The organism is Dehalococcoidia bacterium (assembly GCA_035310145.1).
GTDB lineage: Bacteria > Chloroflexota > Dehalococcoidia > CAUJGQ01 > CAUJGQ01 > CALFMN01.
Genome location: DATGEL010000123.1, coordinates 26,620 through 40,866, shown reverse-complemented (window position 1 = coordinate 40,866; position 14,247 = coordinate 26,620). Strand labels below are relative to the sequence as shown.

Here is a 14,247-nt window from a genome sequence, read left to right as displayed (position 1 = left end):
GCCGGCGTCTTCGTGGGCGCGGGAGAAGTCGCGTACGAAGTCACGATCGACCGAACCGCCGATAATCGAGACGGCGGCGCCGTGCGTTTCGGACGCCGGCCGCGTCCCGATCATCCCCACGAATTCGACTGGCATGGCCTTCCTCCATGAAGGTCGCCGCCGGCCGCGGACGCGGCATTGCGCTTCTCAGCGCATGCCCAGCGCCGCCTTGCCCGTCATCAGCAGAACGGTATCGTCCTGCGGCGAATGGATGCGGCTGCAGAGCACATCGCGGTGATGGCGCTCCAGCGGGTTGGTGCGGGAGAGACCGGGATTGCCGACCAGGCCCAGCGCCATGTCGACGGCGCGCACGGCATTGTTGGTCACGACGTACTTCGCCAGCGATGCCCGCGCTGCGGCGGCCGAATCGCCCGCGTCGATCTCGGCGGCGAGGCCGTGCAGCAGGTGTTCGCTTGTGAACAGCAACGCCTCGATCTCGCCCACCGTGCTCTGAAAGCGCGGCAGCGAGGCGAGCGGCGCGCCGAGGTTGGCGGGTACGCGCTCGTGCAGATACCGCGTCAGCCAGTCGCGCGCGGCGGTTGCAACGCCGTGGTACAGCGCCGCGAGCACCAGGCCGTTCCAGGCGCCGACCAGCGGGTCGGGGGCGCCCCAGTCAAACGGCAGGCGCACGTCCACCGCATGATCGAGCGGGATCAGCGCGTCTTCGAGGATGATGTCGTGGCTGCCCGTCGCCCGCATGCCGAGATGATCCCAGGTCTCCACGAGGCGCCAGCCGGGCGCCTCGCGCGGCAGCAGGAACGTTCCCACCCGCGCCGGCTCTTCATCTGTGCGCGCCCAAACCAGAAAGTAGCGCAGGATCGGGCTGCCCGTGGCGTAGATCTTGTGTCCCGAGAGCTTCCAGCCGTCCCGCGTCCTGCTCGCGGTGGTGGCGGGCATGCCGCCGCGCGAGGGTGTGCCCAGCTCCGGCTCGACGCGCAGCGCGTTGATCAGCGCGATGCCGTTCGCCGACTCGCGGCAAACGGCGGCGTAGACCGCTTCGGGCCAGGCGCGGCGCCGCGCCAGTCCCGCATGGAAGATGTACTGCATGCTGAGCACGAGCGCCGTGGCCGCGTCGCCCGCGGCGATCTGCTGGACTACGCGGCAGGCGGCCGCCAGGCCCAGCTCGGAGCCGCCGTACTCGCGCGGGACGCTGAGATTGAGCAGACCGGCGGCGCGCAACGCCTCGAAGTTTTCGAAGGGGAAGCTGGCCTGGCGGTCGTGCTCGGCGGCGCGGCCCGCGAAATCCGCGGCCAGCGCCGTGGCGCGCCCCACCGCTTCCTCCAGCGATGCGACGGTGGACTCGTACGTGGTCGTCACACCAGACCTCCGCCGAACAGCTCCGACCACGTGCTGACGCGGGAACAGGCGAGCGGCTGGCAGAACTTGAGTTAGTGAATTGAAAAGCTCAAGTTACGCGGGGATGGTACGCTGCCACTGGCGGCGCGTCAACGCGCGGGCGCGGCGCAGCGAGCACCGCGCCGGGAGGCCGAGGGTGTCCCACCTGGTCGGTGTGCTCGGCAGCGTCACCCCTCCTGGACGCCTGCGCCGCGCGCTGGAGGCGGCGCTGGCGAGCGCGCCGGCCGCGCAGCCGGGAACCACGACGGCGCTGCTCGACCTGGCGGAGGTGCAGCTCGCCTTCGCAGATGGCCGGCCGCCGGCGCAGATCGGCGGCGACACAGCCCGTGTGGTCGCAGCGATCGAGCGGGCCGACTGCCTGCTGTTCGCCAGCCCGGTCTACCGCGGCACGTACACGGGCGCGCTGAAGAACCTGCTCGACTTGCTGCCGGTCGAAGCGCTCGCGGGCAAAGCCTGCGGCATCCTGGCGATGGGCGCGAGCCAGCACCACTATCTCGGCGTCGACTGGCACCTGCGCGACGTGCTCGCCTGGTTCGGCGCCGTGCCGGCGCCGGTGGGCGTCTACCTGACCTCGGCCGATTTCGTCGACGGCGCCCTGGCGGAGGTCCGCCGCGCCGAGCTGGCCGAGCTGGTCGCCGGCGTGTTGCGGCTTGGGCAGGCGCTGCGCGGTGCGGGCTCGGCCGGCCCGCCCCCGCTGGCCGCGCGTCGGACGTAGGGCGAGGAGACACGATGCCCTTCGCGCCGGTCAACGGCATTGAGCTGTACTACGAGGAGCACGGCAGCGGGCCGGTCATCCTCTTCGCCCACGGCCAGGGCGGCAACCACCTGAGCTGGTGGCAGCAGGTCCCGTTCTTTCGGCAGTGGTATCGCTGCATCACCTTCGACCACCGCGCCTTCGGCCGCTCGCGCGATGCCGGCGAGCCACCGGGCGGCCGCATGCAGTTCGTGCCCGACGCGCTGGCGCTGGCCGACCTGCTCGGCGTGGATCGCTTCTTCGTGGTCGCGCACTCGATGGGCGGGCGTACCGGTGCGGGCCTGATCCGGCGGGCGCCGGAGCGCGTGCGCGCCGCCGTCTTCTCCGGCACGCCGGCCGGCGCCACCGACGGCAGCGTGCGCCGCTTGCAGCGCGCGTATGCAACGACACTGCCGCCCGGCAGCACGCTGCTGCAACGCGCCCTGCGGCCGGAGTTTGTACGGGAACAGCCCGAGCGTGCGTTCCTCTACCGCGAGATTCAGCGGCAGAATCCGCCCCGGCCCGCCGACTTCCTCGCCCCGCCCCCCGGCTGGAGCGGCAACTTCACCGCCTACATCGCGGAGAGCGATGTGCCGGCGCTGTACCTCGCGGGCGAGCACGACGCCGTCACGCCGGCACACATCGTCGAGCGCGCCGCGGGCCTGGTCCGCGGCGCTCGCTTCCAGGTCATTCCCGCCAGCGGCCACTCGGTTTACTTTGAGCAACCCGACGCCTTCAACGCCGCCGTGCTCGCCTTCCTGCGCGAGGCCGAGGCGGCCGGACGCTGAGACGGGGCGGGTCCGCCGCGCATTAGTCTACCGTGAAGACGGTAGACTGAAGCTGCAAGCGGCAGCGACGCCCGAGGAGAACACCATGACGTACCGGCCCAGACGCATGAAGTTCGGCATCTTCATGGCGCCGTTCCATCGCGTGGGCGAAAACCCGACGCTGGCTCTGAAGCGCGACTTGCAGCTGATCCAGCACCTGGACGAGCTGGGCTTCGACGAGGCGTGGATCGGCGAGCATCACAGCTACGGGCGCGAGCTGATCGCCGATCCGGCCGTCTTCATCGCCGCCGCGGCGGCGCGCACCCGGCGGATCAAGCTCGGCACCGGCGTCACCAGCCTGCCCTATCACCACCCGCTGATCGTGGCCGACACGATGGTGCAGCTCGACCACATGACGGAGGGCCGCGCGATGCTGGGCGTGGGGCCGGGCGCGCTCACCTCGGACGCCTACATGCTCGGCATCAAGCCGGTGACGCAGCGCACGCGCATGGCCGAAGCGCTCGACGCGATCATGGCGCTGCTGCGCAGCCGCGAGCCGGTGACGATGCAAACGGACTGGTTCACGCTGCGCGACGCCCGCCTGCAGCTCGCCAACTTCAGCGAGCCGCACCTGCCCGTGGCCGTGGCGGCGACCTTCACCCCCGCGGGACCGCAGGCCGCCGGCCGGCACGGCGTCGGCCTGCTCTCCGTCGCCGGCGCCGACCACGAGGGCTTTCAGCGCACCTGGGGCTGGGTCGAGGAGGCAGCAGCTGAGTCCGGGCAAACCGTGAACCGTGCCGACTGGCGCGTCGTCGTGCCCGTGCACCTTGCCGACAGCCGCCAGGAGGCGCTGGACGATCTGTGCGCGGGCTTCGCCCGCCGCGCGTACGTGGGCGACCGCAACATGCCGCCGCCGCCGCAGCCGCTGGCCTCCGTGCTCACCAGCGGCACCGACATCGCGGAGGCGGCGGAACGCGGCAGCGTGATCGTCGGCACGCCGGACGATGCGGTGACCGCGGTCGAGGCAATCCTGGAGCGCTCCGGCGGCCTCGGGGGCCTGCTCGGCCTGGCGCACGAGTGGGCGAGCACGGAGAAGACGCTGCGCAGCTACGAGTTGTGGGCGCGCTACGTGGCGCCGCGTTTTCAGAACCAGTTGCAGAGCATCGAGGCGCAGCGCGACTGGATCGAGGCCAACCAGGCGCTCGCCTTCCGCGGCTCGACCGCCGCCTTCGCCAAGGCGTACGAAGACGCCGGCAAGGAGCTGCCCGCGCAACTGCAGGCGGGGCTGGACGCGGCGCGCAAGGCCCGTGAGGGCGCCGATCCGACCGCCGCGCGCCCTTGAGCGTTGGGAGTAGCTTACGCCAGCGCTGAGCCGCCGGGAGCAGGCGCGGCGTCGCCAAGACGCGGCACAATCCAGTGGCGGTTGCCACCGAGCAGCCCTGATTTGCGGTTCACGACTGCAATTAGTTTGATAGAATCTGTATGCGGCGGTCGGACGCGCCGATCCTTGCAGCAGAACAGCGGCGAGAACGCGTGGCAACGCCAGAACGATCGCAGCACAACAACTTCGGGAACGCCCGGCAGCATCTGCGCCTGCTGAACGCGGCGCGCGGCGCGCACCTGGCAGACGCAGCGCGTGAAGGCACCGATGCGCCTTCGGCCAGGACGCCCGAGACCACCGCGGATCGCGCCACGGCCGAGCGGCTGCGGCAGCTTGCCGCGATCGTCGAGCAGTCGACCGACGCGATCGTCAGCTACGCGCCCGACGGCACGATCACGAGCTGGAACCCCGGCGCCGAGCGGCTCTATGGCTTCACCGCCGCCGAGGTGCTCGGCCGGCATCCGGACGACTTCCCGCCGTCTTCAGGCGAGATCTCGCGGCTGTTCACACGCGCGGCCGCCGGCGAGACGGTCCAGAATTACGAGACGGTGCATTTTACCCGCGATGGGCAGCGCCGCGTGGTCGCGGTGACGATCTCGCCGATCCGCGACGTCGGCGGCGCCCTCAGCGGCTTCAGCGGCATCGCGCGCGACATCACCGAACGCAAGCAGACGGAGGAGACGCTGCAGCGCCAGAACGGCTACCTTGCCGCCTTGCACGAAGTCACTCTCGGCCTGATGGACCGCGTCGAGGTGGCGGGGCTGATCGAAGCGATCGTGACGCGCGCGGCAGCGCTGCTCAACGCGAACGACGGCTTCGTCTGCCTCGTTTCGGCGGACGGCGATGCGCTCGAGCTCGCGGCTACCACCGGCCACCTGATCGGCCGCCATGCCAGCCGGTTGCGCAAGGGCGAGGGCATGGCAGGAACGGTGTGGCAGACCGGCGAGCCGCTGGTGATCGACGACTACACGGCCTGGGAGGGCAGCGTCTCGACCAACGGCCTCAACACCGCGGTGCGCGCCACGGTCGGCATTCCACTGCGCTCGGCTGGAGCAGTCGTCGGCGTACTCGGCCTCTCCCGCTCGGCCCCCGGGCAGCGCTTCGACGAGGACGAGGTCGAGCTGCTGGCGCAGTTCGCGCGGCTGGCGACGCTGGCCCTGGAGAATGCGCGGCTGCATGAAGCGGCGCGCGGCGAGCTGGAGGAGCGCCGCCGCGCGGAGACGAGGCTGCGACGGGAGAACGCGTATCGCGCAGCGTTGCACGAGATCACGCTGGGCCTGATGCAGCGGCACGAGATGGCCGATCTGCTGGACACGATCGTTACCCGCGCCGCGGCGTTGCTCGGCACCGCGCACGGCTTTGTCAACCTCGTCACCGCCGACGGCGTCGGTCTCGAAACCACGGCGGGCACCGGTATGTTTCGCGGCCAGATCGGCACGCGCATGGAGCGCGGCCAGGGGCTCGCCGGCAGTGTGCTCGCCACGGGCGAGCCGCTGCTCGTGCCCGACTACACGGTCTGGTGCAGCCGGCTGCCGGGCAGCGAGCGCGATCTGGTACACGCCTGCGGAGCGGCGCCGCTGCGCGCCGGCGCCGAAGTGGTGGGCGTCATCGGTCTCGCCTTCACCAGCCAGGAGCATGAGTTCGGGGAGGAAGAACTGGCCGTGCTGGTGCAGTTCGCCCAGCTCGCCTCGATCGCGTACGACAACGCGCGGCTCTACCAGTCCTCGCGCCTGGAGATCGACGAACGCCGGCGCGCCGAGGACCGGCTGCGACGCGAGAACGCCTACCGCGCGGCCCTGCACGAAACCGCGCTCGGTCTGATCAATCACATCAGCGTCGCCGACGTGCTGACCGCGATCATCGCCCGCTCCACCGCGCTGCTCGACGGCGACCACGGCTTTGTCGACCTGGTGACGCCGGATGGCAGGTGGCTTGAGCTGACCGCCGCAACCGGGCTGTTCAAAGACGAGATCGGCCGGCGCTTCCGCCCGGGCGAAGGCGTCGTCGGCCGCGTGTGGGCCAGCGGCGAACCGCTGGCGATCGGCGGCTATCACCGCTGGCAGGGGCGGCTGCCCGGCGGCGTGCGGGACGTGGTGCGGTCCGCCGTCGGTGTACCGCTCAAATCGGGCGAGCAGGTGATCGGCGTGCTGGGCATCATGCGCACCCAGAGCGAGACGCCGTTCGGCCAGGAGGAGATCGACACGCTCGGCCAGTTCGCCCGCCTGGCGGTGGTGGCGCTGGACAACGCACGGCTCTACCAGGAGGCGCGCGCGGCCGAGGAGGAGCTGCGCCGCCAGCTCGACTTCACCGGCGCGATCACCAGCAACCTGGGCGAGGGGGTGCTGGCGCTCGATGGCGAGGGACGAGTGACGCTGGCGAATCCGGCGGCGGTGCGCCTGCTCGGCTGGGAGGGCGACAAGCTGATCGGACGGCCGATTGGGGAGGTGCTCCCCGCGCCGCCTGCCGCCGGCGCTGCGCCTGAGCAGGACGATCTGGCAGATGCCCTGGGCAGGAGTCTGCCGGTACGTGTCGATGACGCGGTCTTTGTCCGGCGCGACGGCGCCCCGCTTCCCGCCAGCTTCTCCGCCTCGCCGATCCGCAGCGCGGGCCGCGTCACCGGCACGGTGATCGCCTTCCACGACATCACGGAGCGCAAGGCGCAGACCGCGGCGCTCGAGCATCAGGCGCAACACGACGCGCTCACGGGGCTGCCCAACCGGGTGCTGCTGCGCGACCGGCTGGAGCAAGGAATCCGCACGGCCGGCCGCGAGGCTCTGCCACTCGCCTTGCTGGTGATGGACCTCGACGGGTTCAAGGAAGTCAACGACACACTGGGCCACCAGATGGGCGACGTGTTGCTGCAGCACGTCGCGCACCGGCTGCAGGACGCGCTGCGCAGCTCGGACACCGTGGCGCGGCTGGGCGGCGACGAGTTTGCCGTCCTCTTGCCCGGCGACGCGCAGGCCGGCGCCCAGATCGCCGCGCAGAAGCTGCTCGCGGCGCTCGATCGGCCGTTCTCGATCGATGGCTACGGCATCGGCGTCGGCGCAAGCATCGGCGTCGCCGTGTTTCCCGAGCACGGGCTCGACGCGCAGACGTTGTTGCGCCGCGCCGATGTGGCGATGTATGTCGCCAAGCGCGGCCGGCGCGGCGCGGTGGTCTACACCTCGGAGCACGACGAGCACAGCCCCCATCGGCTGGTTCTCCTCGGCGAGATGCGCAACGCGATCGAGGGCGGCCAGTTCGCGCTCTCGTTCCAGCCGATCTACGACCTGCGCTCGCGGCAACTCGTGCGCGCCGCGGCACGCCCGCACTGGCAGCATCCACGGCGCGGCCCGTTGCCGCCGCAGGAGTTCATCCCACTGGCTGAACAGACGGGTCTGGTCGGCCCACTCACCCGCTGGCTGCTCGGTAGGGCGTTGCAGACCTGCGCCGACTGGCACGAGGCAGACCGGGCGATCGGCGTCGCGGTGCATCTCCCGGCACGCGCGCTGCACGACCGCGGCACGGCCGAGATGATCGCCGAGTTGCTCGCGGCTCAGGACCTGCCAGCCTCCGCCTTGACGCTGGAGATCGGTGAAGGCGCGCTGGTTTCCTCGCCGCAGCGCGCGCTGGAAACGCTGATGCGCCTGCACACGCTCGGCGTGCGCATCGCCATCGCTGGCTTCGGCGCGGGCTATGCCTCACTCGCGTATCTCAAGCGGCTGCCGGTGGATGAGCTCAAGATCTCACCCGCGTTCGTCGCCGACCGGCTGCGCGACGCAAACGAGCCGGCGGCGCGCACCGCCGTCGACCTCGCCCACAACCTGGGCCTGCAGATCACGGCCGAGGGCATCGCGGACGAGGAGACGCTGGCGAAGCTGCGGGCGATCGGCTGCGATGCTGCTCAAGGTCCGCTCTTTGGCGAACAGCTTGAAGCCGCTCAGGTGCTCGCCCGGCTGCCTGAAGGCTGAGCGGATCGGTTCATCGAGCCACGCGTCTCCGGCCACCAATGGCCCAGTCGTATCGTCTGCAATTGGCTCTGGCAGTGGACCATTCCCCAGGCTAGCCTGAGTCTGCCGGCGTAAAATGCCTGTTCGCGCGGGGCAATGAAGGAGCGGGCAATGAGCCAAATCGCCACCGAAACCACGGTTCGCACCGTCTGTCCGCACGACTGCCCCGACATGTGCTCGATGCTCGTCACGGTGCGAGACGGCCACGTGCTGCGCGTGCAAGGCGACCCGGAACACCCCGTGACGCGCGGCTTCCTCTGTGGCAAGGTCATGCGCTACGCGGAACGCGTGCACTCGCCGGAGCGGCTTTTGACCCCGTTGCGGCGGAGCGGGGCAAAAGGCGAGGGGCGGTTCGAGCCGATCTCCTGGGACGCCGCCCTGGACGAAATCGTGGCGCGCTGGCGTGCCGTGATCGAGGAGTCGGGCGCGGAGGCGCTGCTTGGCTGGTGCTACAGCGGCAACCAGGGTCTTGTAGGCCGCAATCTGTTCCAGGCCCTGTTCCACGCGCTGGGCGCCAGCCGCTTTATCGCCGGCACGATCTGCGACAGCGCCTGCGACCAGGGCTGGGAGTACGCCGTCGGCGACGATCCCGGCAGCGACATGGAGAGCGTGGTCGATTCTGATCTCGTGATCTGCTGGGGCGCCAACGTCGTCACGACCAACGTCCACATCGTGCCGCTGATCAACGAGGCGCGGGCGAAGGGCGCGAAACTGGTGGTGATCGACCCGTACCGCACGCGCACAGCTCGCCAGGCGGACTGGCACATCGCGCCGCGCGTCGGCAGCGATACGGCGCTCGCACTTGGCGTCATGCACGTGCTCGTGCGAGAGGGGCTGCACGACGCCAGGTTCGTGGCGCAGCGCACGGAGGGCTTCGAAAGGCTCTGCTTTGAGACCTTGCCGCGCTATACGCCGCGGGCCGTGGAGCGCATCAGCGGCGTGCCCGCCGCCGACATCGAGCGACTGGCGCGGATGTACGGCGAGGCCCGCGCCCCCTTCATCCGCCTGGGTATGGGCATGTCGCGCAACAGCGGCGGCGGCATGGCCGTGCGCACGGTCGCCTGCCTGCCGGCGCTGGTCGGCGCCTGGGCGAAGCGGGGTGGCGGCGCGCTGCTGGCCAGCGCCGCCGGCTGGCAGCTCGACTACGACGCCTTGCGCCGGCCCGACCTGGCGCCGCGGCCCACGCGCCGCATCAACCACAGCCTGCTGGGCGGGGCGTTGCTGGAGCTGGACGACCCGCCGATCCGGGCGCTGTTCGTCGCCTCGAACAACCCCGCCGTCACCTGTCCCGACAACGCCCGCGTGATCCGGGGTCTGCGGCGCGAGGACCTGTTCACCGTCGTGCACGACACCTTCCTCTCCGACACGGCGCGCTACGCCGACATTGTGCTGCCGGCGAGCACGAGCCTGGAGTCCGAAGATCTGCACCGCAGCTACGGCCACCGTTATGTGCAGCACGCCCCGCGCATCCTCGAGCCGCAGGGCGAGTCGCGGCCGAACCTCTGGCTCGTGCAGCAGCTCGCCGCACAGCTCGGTCTGAAGGACGAGGTTTTCACGCGCACGCCGCGCGACCACATGCAGGCGCTGTTCGCGGGCGCCGCCGGCGCGGCGGCGCGGGTCGATCTCGAAACAGTGCTCTCCGGCGAGCCCACGAAGCTGCCGCTGGCAGACAGCGGCCCGACGATTACGCATCTCTACTCCGACGCGATGGCGGCCGATGGTCTGCCCGGTCTGCCCGAGTGGCAACCCGACCCCGCCCAGCCTGCCGGCGAAGACGCCGCGCGCTGGCCGCTGCGCCTGCTGACGGCGCCGGGCCATCATCAGCACCACACCGCCTTCGCCGGCGTCGCCGCGCTGCAGCGCAGGCAGGGCACGCCGGCCTGCCTGCTGCATCCGGACGATGCGCGAGGGCGCGGCATCAGTGACGGTGATGCTGTGAGGTTGTTCAACGAGCACGGTCAGGTCGGCCTGGTCGCGAAAGTAACGGCCGACGGGCAGCGGGGCGTGGTGGTGGTGGAGGGCAGCCGCGGCCGCTCGCGCTTCCTCAGCGGCGGCCCGCTCAACGTGCTGACCTCGGACCACCTGTCCGACATGGGCGCGGGCGCGACGTATCAAAGCACCTGGGTGGAGGCGTGCCTGCTGGGCGACAAGGACGGCTAACGGGGCGGATATACTCATTCCAGACGCGAAGGCGACTGTCTGGAGCGAGGCGATGGCCACCAAGGTTCTGAGCGAGGCCGAGCGGATGCGGCGGGTGCCGGGGATCATCTTCGTAGACGGCGCCACGGGCCGCCGCGCCCGCATTGCCGGCACCGGCATCGAGGTGTTCGAGGTCGTCAAGCGCTACCGCGCCACGCGGGACTGGGCGGACACGCGCGAATTCCACGACATGCTCTCGGACGCCGAGTTCGCCGCCGCCCGCGCCTACTATGAAGCCTTCCCCGAGGAGATCGACGCCTGGCTGGACGACGCCGACCGCATCGACGCATGGCTGGAGCAGCATGCGCCGCTGATCCCGCCCTACCGGGACGGTTACGGCACGGCGTGAAGGTAGTCGACGTAGTAAGGCGGTACTCCGCCCGTGTGCGCACGATCGAACGCAACAAGCGCCCGCGCAATCTCGGCCGCGGGGCGGTCTTCGAGCGATTTGGTAATGCAGAGCACACCAGCGTGCGGTGACTGGTTCGCGGCAAACTCTTCGCTCATTGGCCAAAAGTCCTTGCAGTTGCGCGTGATCAGGATGCGGCCTTGCCGCGCGGCGAAGAGCAGTTGGTCCTGGTCGCGGACACCCTTGCGGCCCAGCTCTTCGGTGTGCAGGATGTCGAGCCCCAGCCCGCGGGCGATGCGTGCAGCCAGCACCGGCACGTCCTCGTCGGCGTAATAGCCGGCCACCCGCGGCCCTCAGCGTGGAATGTTCGGCCGATCGTCGCACGGCGGCCGGCTCCGGGCGATGCTCGGCTCAGGGATGCAGCAGCAGGCTGCTGACCGGGGCGGCGACCGGGCCGCCGATCACCAGCGAGACGCGGCAGTTCTCTACCTGGCAGGTCGATTCGCCCCGCACCTGGCGCACCGCCTCGTTCACCAGCTCCAGGCCGTGCATGTAACACTCGGCTAAATTCCCGCCGCTGGTGTTGATCGGCAGCTTGCCATGGGGCCAGGTCAGGTTCTCGACTGTACAGAAGGCGTCCGCCTCCTCCGGCGCGAAGAAGCCGTGCTCGGCCATCGCCAGCAGCTCGCCGCCGGTGAAGTTCTCGTACACCTGCGCCACGTCCACGTCCTTCGGCTCGATGCCGGCTTCGGCGAAGAGGCGCGGCGCAAGCGTCTTGAAGTTCGCCGTGGCGTAGTCGGGGCCGGCGTGGGTGAAGAGGTCGTGACGGAACATGGAGCCCTGCGCCGCGGCCATCACGTAGGCCGGTTTGTGCTTGAGGTCGCGCGCCCGTTCCGGCGTGGTGACGATCAGCGCCGCGGCGCCGTCGTTCTCCTGGCAGCAGTCGAACAGGTGGAAGGGCTCCACGATCCAGCGGGAGTTGTCGTAGTCCTCGCGCGAGAGCGGCCGGCCGTACATCACCGCCCGCGGGTTGAACTGCGCGTGGTGATACGAGGCGAGGGCGATACCGGCCAGGGCGTTCACGGTCGCGCCGTGTTCCTCCATGAAACGGCGCGTGCGCAGCGCGATCACCTGCGCCGCCGAGAGCAGCCCATACGGCGCGCTGTACGCCATCATGCCCGCCGTGACGCTGGCGCGCGTGCCCTGGCCGAAGCGGCGGAACTGCCCCTGCGCCAGCGAGCGGAAGACGACGATGTGCTGAGCATAACCGGCTGCTACCGCCGCGGCCGCGTTCGCCACCGCGGCGCCGACGCCGCCGCCCCCGCCACCCCAGACCATGCCCGTCCAACGCAGCTCGGGCAGGCCGAGCGCGGCGGCCAGGCGCACGGGCTCGTTGCGGTCGTTGCTGTAGCTGGCGAAGCCGTCGATCTGCTCGACCGCAAGCCCGGCATCGTCCGCCGCGCGCAGCACCGCCTCGCAGGCCAGCGCGAACTCGCTGACGGGGGCGCCGCCGCGCTTGTAGTAGTGGGTCTCACCGATGCCCGCGATCGCCGCGCGGTCCCGGATCGACGGCTCAGACATGCGGCGCCTCCACCGGGCGGCCCTGCCGGCCACTCCGGCCGCAGTATACGGTGCGGCGCCGCGTGAGACGCCGTGCGCGATATAACAGCACGGCCGGGAAGAGCGTTTCAAGCCCTTCCCGGCCGCCGCTGTATGGACGCAGCTTGGTCTAGCCGCCGGCGCTATCCGGTCGGCAGCGTATCGCGCAGGCGGTCGCCCGCCTCCTCGCGGATGCGCCGGCCCTCCTCCGCGGTGAAGGTTTCGCCGCAGCCTTCACAGTGCCAGCCGGTGGCACGTTCCTCGTGACCGATATCGTCCGCGCGATCCCAACGCGGCGTCATCGTCGTATGCGGGCACAGCGAAACACCCGGCTGCGCCGCTTCGGGGATCTCCTGGCCCTTGCCGAAGAGCTTGCTCATGAGCCCCATGAGGACACCTCCTCCAGCAGATCCTACGTGCGTCCATCGCCCTTTCACCCTACTCCCTATGTGCGATAAATCGCACCCGTGTCGTACCGCGATATCGTTACGAAATTACGGGCGCTGACAGAATGCTGCCGTTGCCGGCATCGCCAGCGCCGTGCTGCTGCGGTACAGTCAGTCGAGCCGCCGCTGTCGCGGCGCCGCGCCAGAGGGAGGACCGAGATGACCACCGCAACGCCCGCGGGCCTGCGCCCGTTCACGATCGCCGTGCCCCAGGAAGTGCTCGACGACCTGCACGAGCGCCTGCGCCGCACGCGCTTTCCCGACGAGGTTCCCGACAGCGGCTGGACCTACGGCGCCAACCTCGCGTATTTGCGCGATCTGGTGGAGTACTGGTTGAACCGCTACGACTGGCGCGCGGCCGAGGCGCGGCTCAACGCCCTGCCGCAGTTTACGGCCACCGTCGGCGGGCTCGAGCTGCATTTCGCCTACATCCGCGGCAAGGGGCCGAACCCGGCGCCGCTGCTGATCAGCCACGGCTGGCCGGGCTCGTTCTTCGAGATGATCGAGATCGCCGGTCCGCTGAGCGATCCGGCGGCGCACGGCGGCGACACTGCCGACGCGTTCGACCTGGTAATCCCCAGCCTGCCGGGCTACGGCTTCTCGGAGCATCCGCAGGCGCCGGGCATGACGCCGCAGGCGATCGGCGAACTGTTTGCGCGGCTGATGCACGAGACGCTCGGCTACGACCGCTATTTCGTGCAGGGGGGCGACTGGGGCGCGGTGATCACGGCGGCGATGGCGTATCAGCAGCCGCGGCAGGTCGCCGGCCTGCATCTGAACATGCTCGGCGTGCGCCCCTACACCGGCGCCGGCACGCCGCCGCTCAGCGACGAAGAGCAGGCGTTCATGGCCGAGGCGGAACGCTGGCGGCTGGAGGAGACGGGCTACCAGTGGATTCAGGGCACGCGCCCGCAGACGCTCGCGTACGGCCTGACCGATTCGCCCGCCGGCCTCGCCGGCTGGATCGTGGAGAAGTTCCGCGCCTGGAGCGACTGCGACGGCGACGTGGAGCGCAGCTTCAGCAAGGACCAGCTGCTGACGAACATCATGATCTACTGGGTCAGCGGCTGCATCAACAGCTCCACCCGCCTCTACTACGAGAGCCGGCACAACCCCTGGCGCCTGAACGCCGGCGAGCGCATCGAGGCGCCCACGGGCTACGCCGCCTTCCCGCACGAGCTGACGCGCCCACCGCGCTCCTGGGCCGCGCGGGCGCTGAACCTGCAGCGCTGGACGCCGATGCCGCGCGGGGGCCACTTCGCCGCGATGGAGGAGCCGCAGCTGCTCGTCGATGACATCCGCGCCTTCTTCCGGCCGCTGCGGGCGTCGCTGGCGCGCTGAACTCCCGGCATGGCGGCGCCGCAGCAGACGACGGGCGGGAGCACC

At 70.5% G+C, this 14,247-nt stretch carries 11 protein-coding genes; 7 read left to right on the top strand and 4 right to left on the bottom strand.

Features of this window, described 5'->3' with window-relative positions; genetic code table 11:
• Positions 1 to 186: 186 nt before the first annotated feature.
• Positions 187 to 1,356, bottom strand: a complete 1,170-nt coding sequence (locus tag VKV26_23035; GenBank protein ID HLZ72790.1) for an acyl-CoA dehydrogenase family protein — start codon at positions 1,354 to 1,356, stop codon at positions 187 to 189.
• 175 nt (positions 1,357 to 1,531) lie between these two features.
• Between VKV26_23035 and VKV26_23030 the strand changes: the two genes are divergently transcribed.
• The 6 genes from VKV26_23030 (at position 1,532) to VKV26_23005 (ending at position 10,816) form a co-directional block, all read left to right on the top strand.
• A complete protein-coding gene (locus VKV26_23030; protein ID HLZ72789.1) occupies positions 1,532 to 2,110 on the top strand; it encodes an NADPH-dependent FMN reductase in 579 nt (192 codons plus the stop codon).
• A 14-nt stretch (positions 2,111 to 2,124) separates the two neighbouring features.
• Positions 2,125 to 2,916 carry an alpha/beta hydrolase gene (locus VKV26_23025; protein HLZ72788.1) on the top strand — a complete coding sequence of 264 codons (792 nt, stop codon included), beginning with the start codon at positions 2,125 to 2,127 and terminating at the stop codon, positions 2,914 to 2,916.
• Between the two features lie 85 nt (positions 2,917 to 3,001).
• Positions 3,002 to 4,237 carry an LLM class flavin-dependent oxidoreductase gene (locus VKV26_23020; protein HLZ72787.1) on the top strand — a complete coding sequence of 412 codons (1,236 nt, stop codon included), beginning with the start codon at positions 3,002 to 3,004 and terminating at the stop codon, positions 4,235 to 4,237.
• 191 nt (positions 4,238 to 4,428) lie between these two features.
• Positions 4,429 to 8,229, top strand: coding sequence for an EAL domain-containing protein (locus tag VKV26_23015; GenBank protein ID HLZ72786.1), 3,801 nt, complete (start codon positions 4,429 to 4,431; stop codon positions 8,227 to 8,229).
• Between the two features lie 150 nt (positions 8,230 to 8,379).
• Positions 8,380 to 10,428: a molybdopterin-dependent oxidoreductase gene (locus tag VKV26_23010; GenBank protein ID HLZ72785.1), complete on the top strand. Its 2,049-nt coding sequence runs from the start codon at positions 8,380 to 8,382 to the stop codon at positions 10,426 to 10,428.
• 52 nt (positions 10,429 to 10,480) lie between these two features.
• On the top strand, positions 10,481 to 10,816 hold the full coding sequence (locus tag VKV26_23005) for a hypothetical protein (protein HLZ72784.1): 336 nt from the start codon (positions 10,481 to 10,483) through the stop codon (positions 10,814 to 10,816).
• On the opposite strand, the gene VKV26_23000 is transcribed toward VKV26_23005, so the two are convergent.
• From VKV26_23000 to VKV26_22990, 3 genes are all read right to left on the bottom strand, one after another.
• Entirely contained in the window at positions 10,801 to 11,160 is a 360-nt protein-coding gene (locus tag VKV26_23000; GenBank protein ID HLZ72783.1) for a DUF5615 family PIN-like protein, read from the bottom strand. The two genes, VKV26_23005 and VKV26_23000, sit on opposite strands and share 16 nt — an antisense overlap.
• A 67-nt stretch (positions 11,161 to 11,227) precedes the next feature.
• Positions 11,228 to 12,397 carry an acetyl-CoA acetyltransferase gene (locus VKV26_22995; protein ID HLZ72782.1) on the bottom strand — a complete coding sequence of 390 codons (1,170 nt, stop codon included), beginning with the start codon at positions 12,395 to 12,397 and terminating at the stop codon, positions 11,228 to 11,230.
• Between the two features lie 161 nt (positions 12,398 to 12,558).
• The gene (locus VKV26_22990) at positions 12,559 to 12,804 is read right to left on the bottom strand and encodes a hypothetical protein (GenBank protein ID HLZ72781.1); all 246 of its coding nucleotides are present in this window, start codon (positions 12,802 to 12,804) and stop codon (positions 12,559 to 12,561) included.
• A 216-nt stretch (positions 12,805 to 13,020) separates the two neighbouring features.
• Here VKV26_22990 and VKV26_22985 point away from each other — a divergent pair, with 216 nt between their 5' ends.
• On the top strand, positions 13,021 to 14,202 hold the full coding sequence (locus VKV26_22985) for an epoxide hydrolase (GenBank protein HLZ72780.1): 1,182 nt from the start codon (positions 13,021 to 13,023) through the stop codon (positions 14,200 to 14,202).
• Positions 14,203 to 14,247: the final 45 nt, after the last annotated feature.

Bases quoted from the DNA above. Each gene is read 5' to 3' on its own strand.
- VKV26_23020 (HLZ72787.1), top strand. From the start codon at position 3,002: ATGACGTACCGGCCCAGACGCATGAAGTTCGGCATCTTCATGGCGCCG.
- VKV26_22995 (HLZ72782.1), bottom strand. From the start codon at position 12,397: ATGTCTGAGCCGTCGATCCGGGACCGCGCGGCGATCGCGGGCATCGGT.
- VKV26_23025 (HLZ72788.1), top strand. From the start codon at position 2,125: ATGCCCTTCGCGCCGGTCAACGGCATTGAGCTGTACTACGAGGAGCAC.
- VKV26_23005 (HLZ72784.1), top strand. From the start codon at position 10,481: ATGGCCACCAAGGTTCTGAGCGAGGCCGAGCGGATGCGGCGGGTGCCG.
- VKV26_22985 (HLZ72780.1), top strand. From the start codon at position 13,021: ATGACCACCGCAACGCCCGCGGGCCTGCGCCCGTTCACGATCGCCGTG.
- VKV26_22990 (HLZ72781.1), bottom strand. From the start codon at position 12,804: ATGGGGCTCATGAGCAAGCTCTTCGGCAAGGGCCAGGAGATCCCCGAA.
- VKV26_23010 (HLZ72785.1), top strand. From the start codon at position 8,380: ATGAGCCAAATCGCCACCGAAACCACGGTTCGCACCGTCTGTCCGCAC.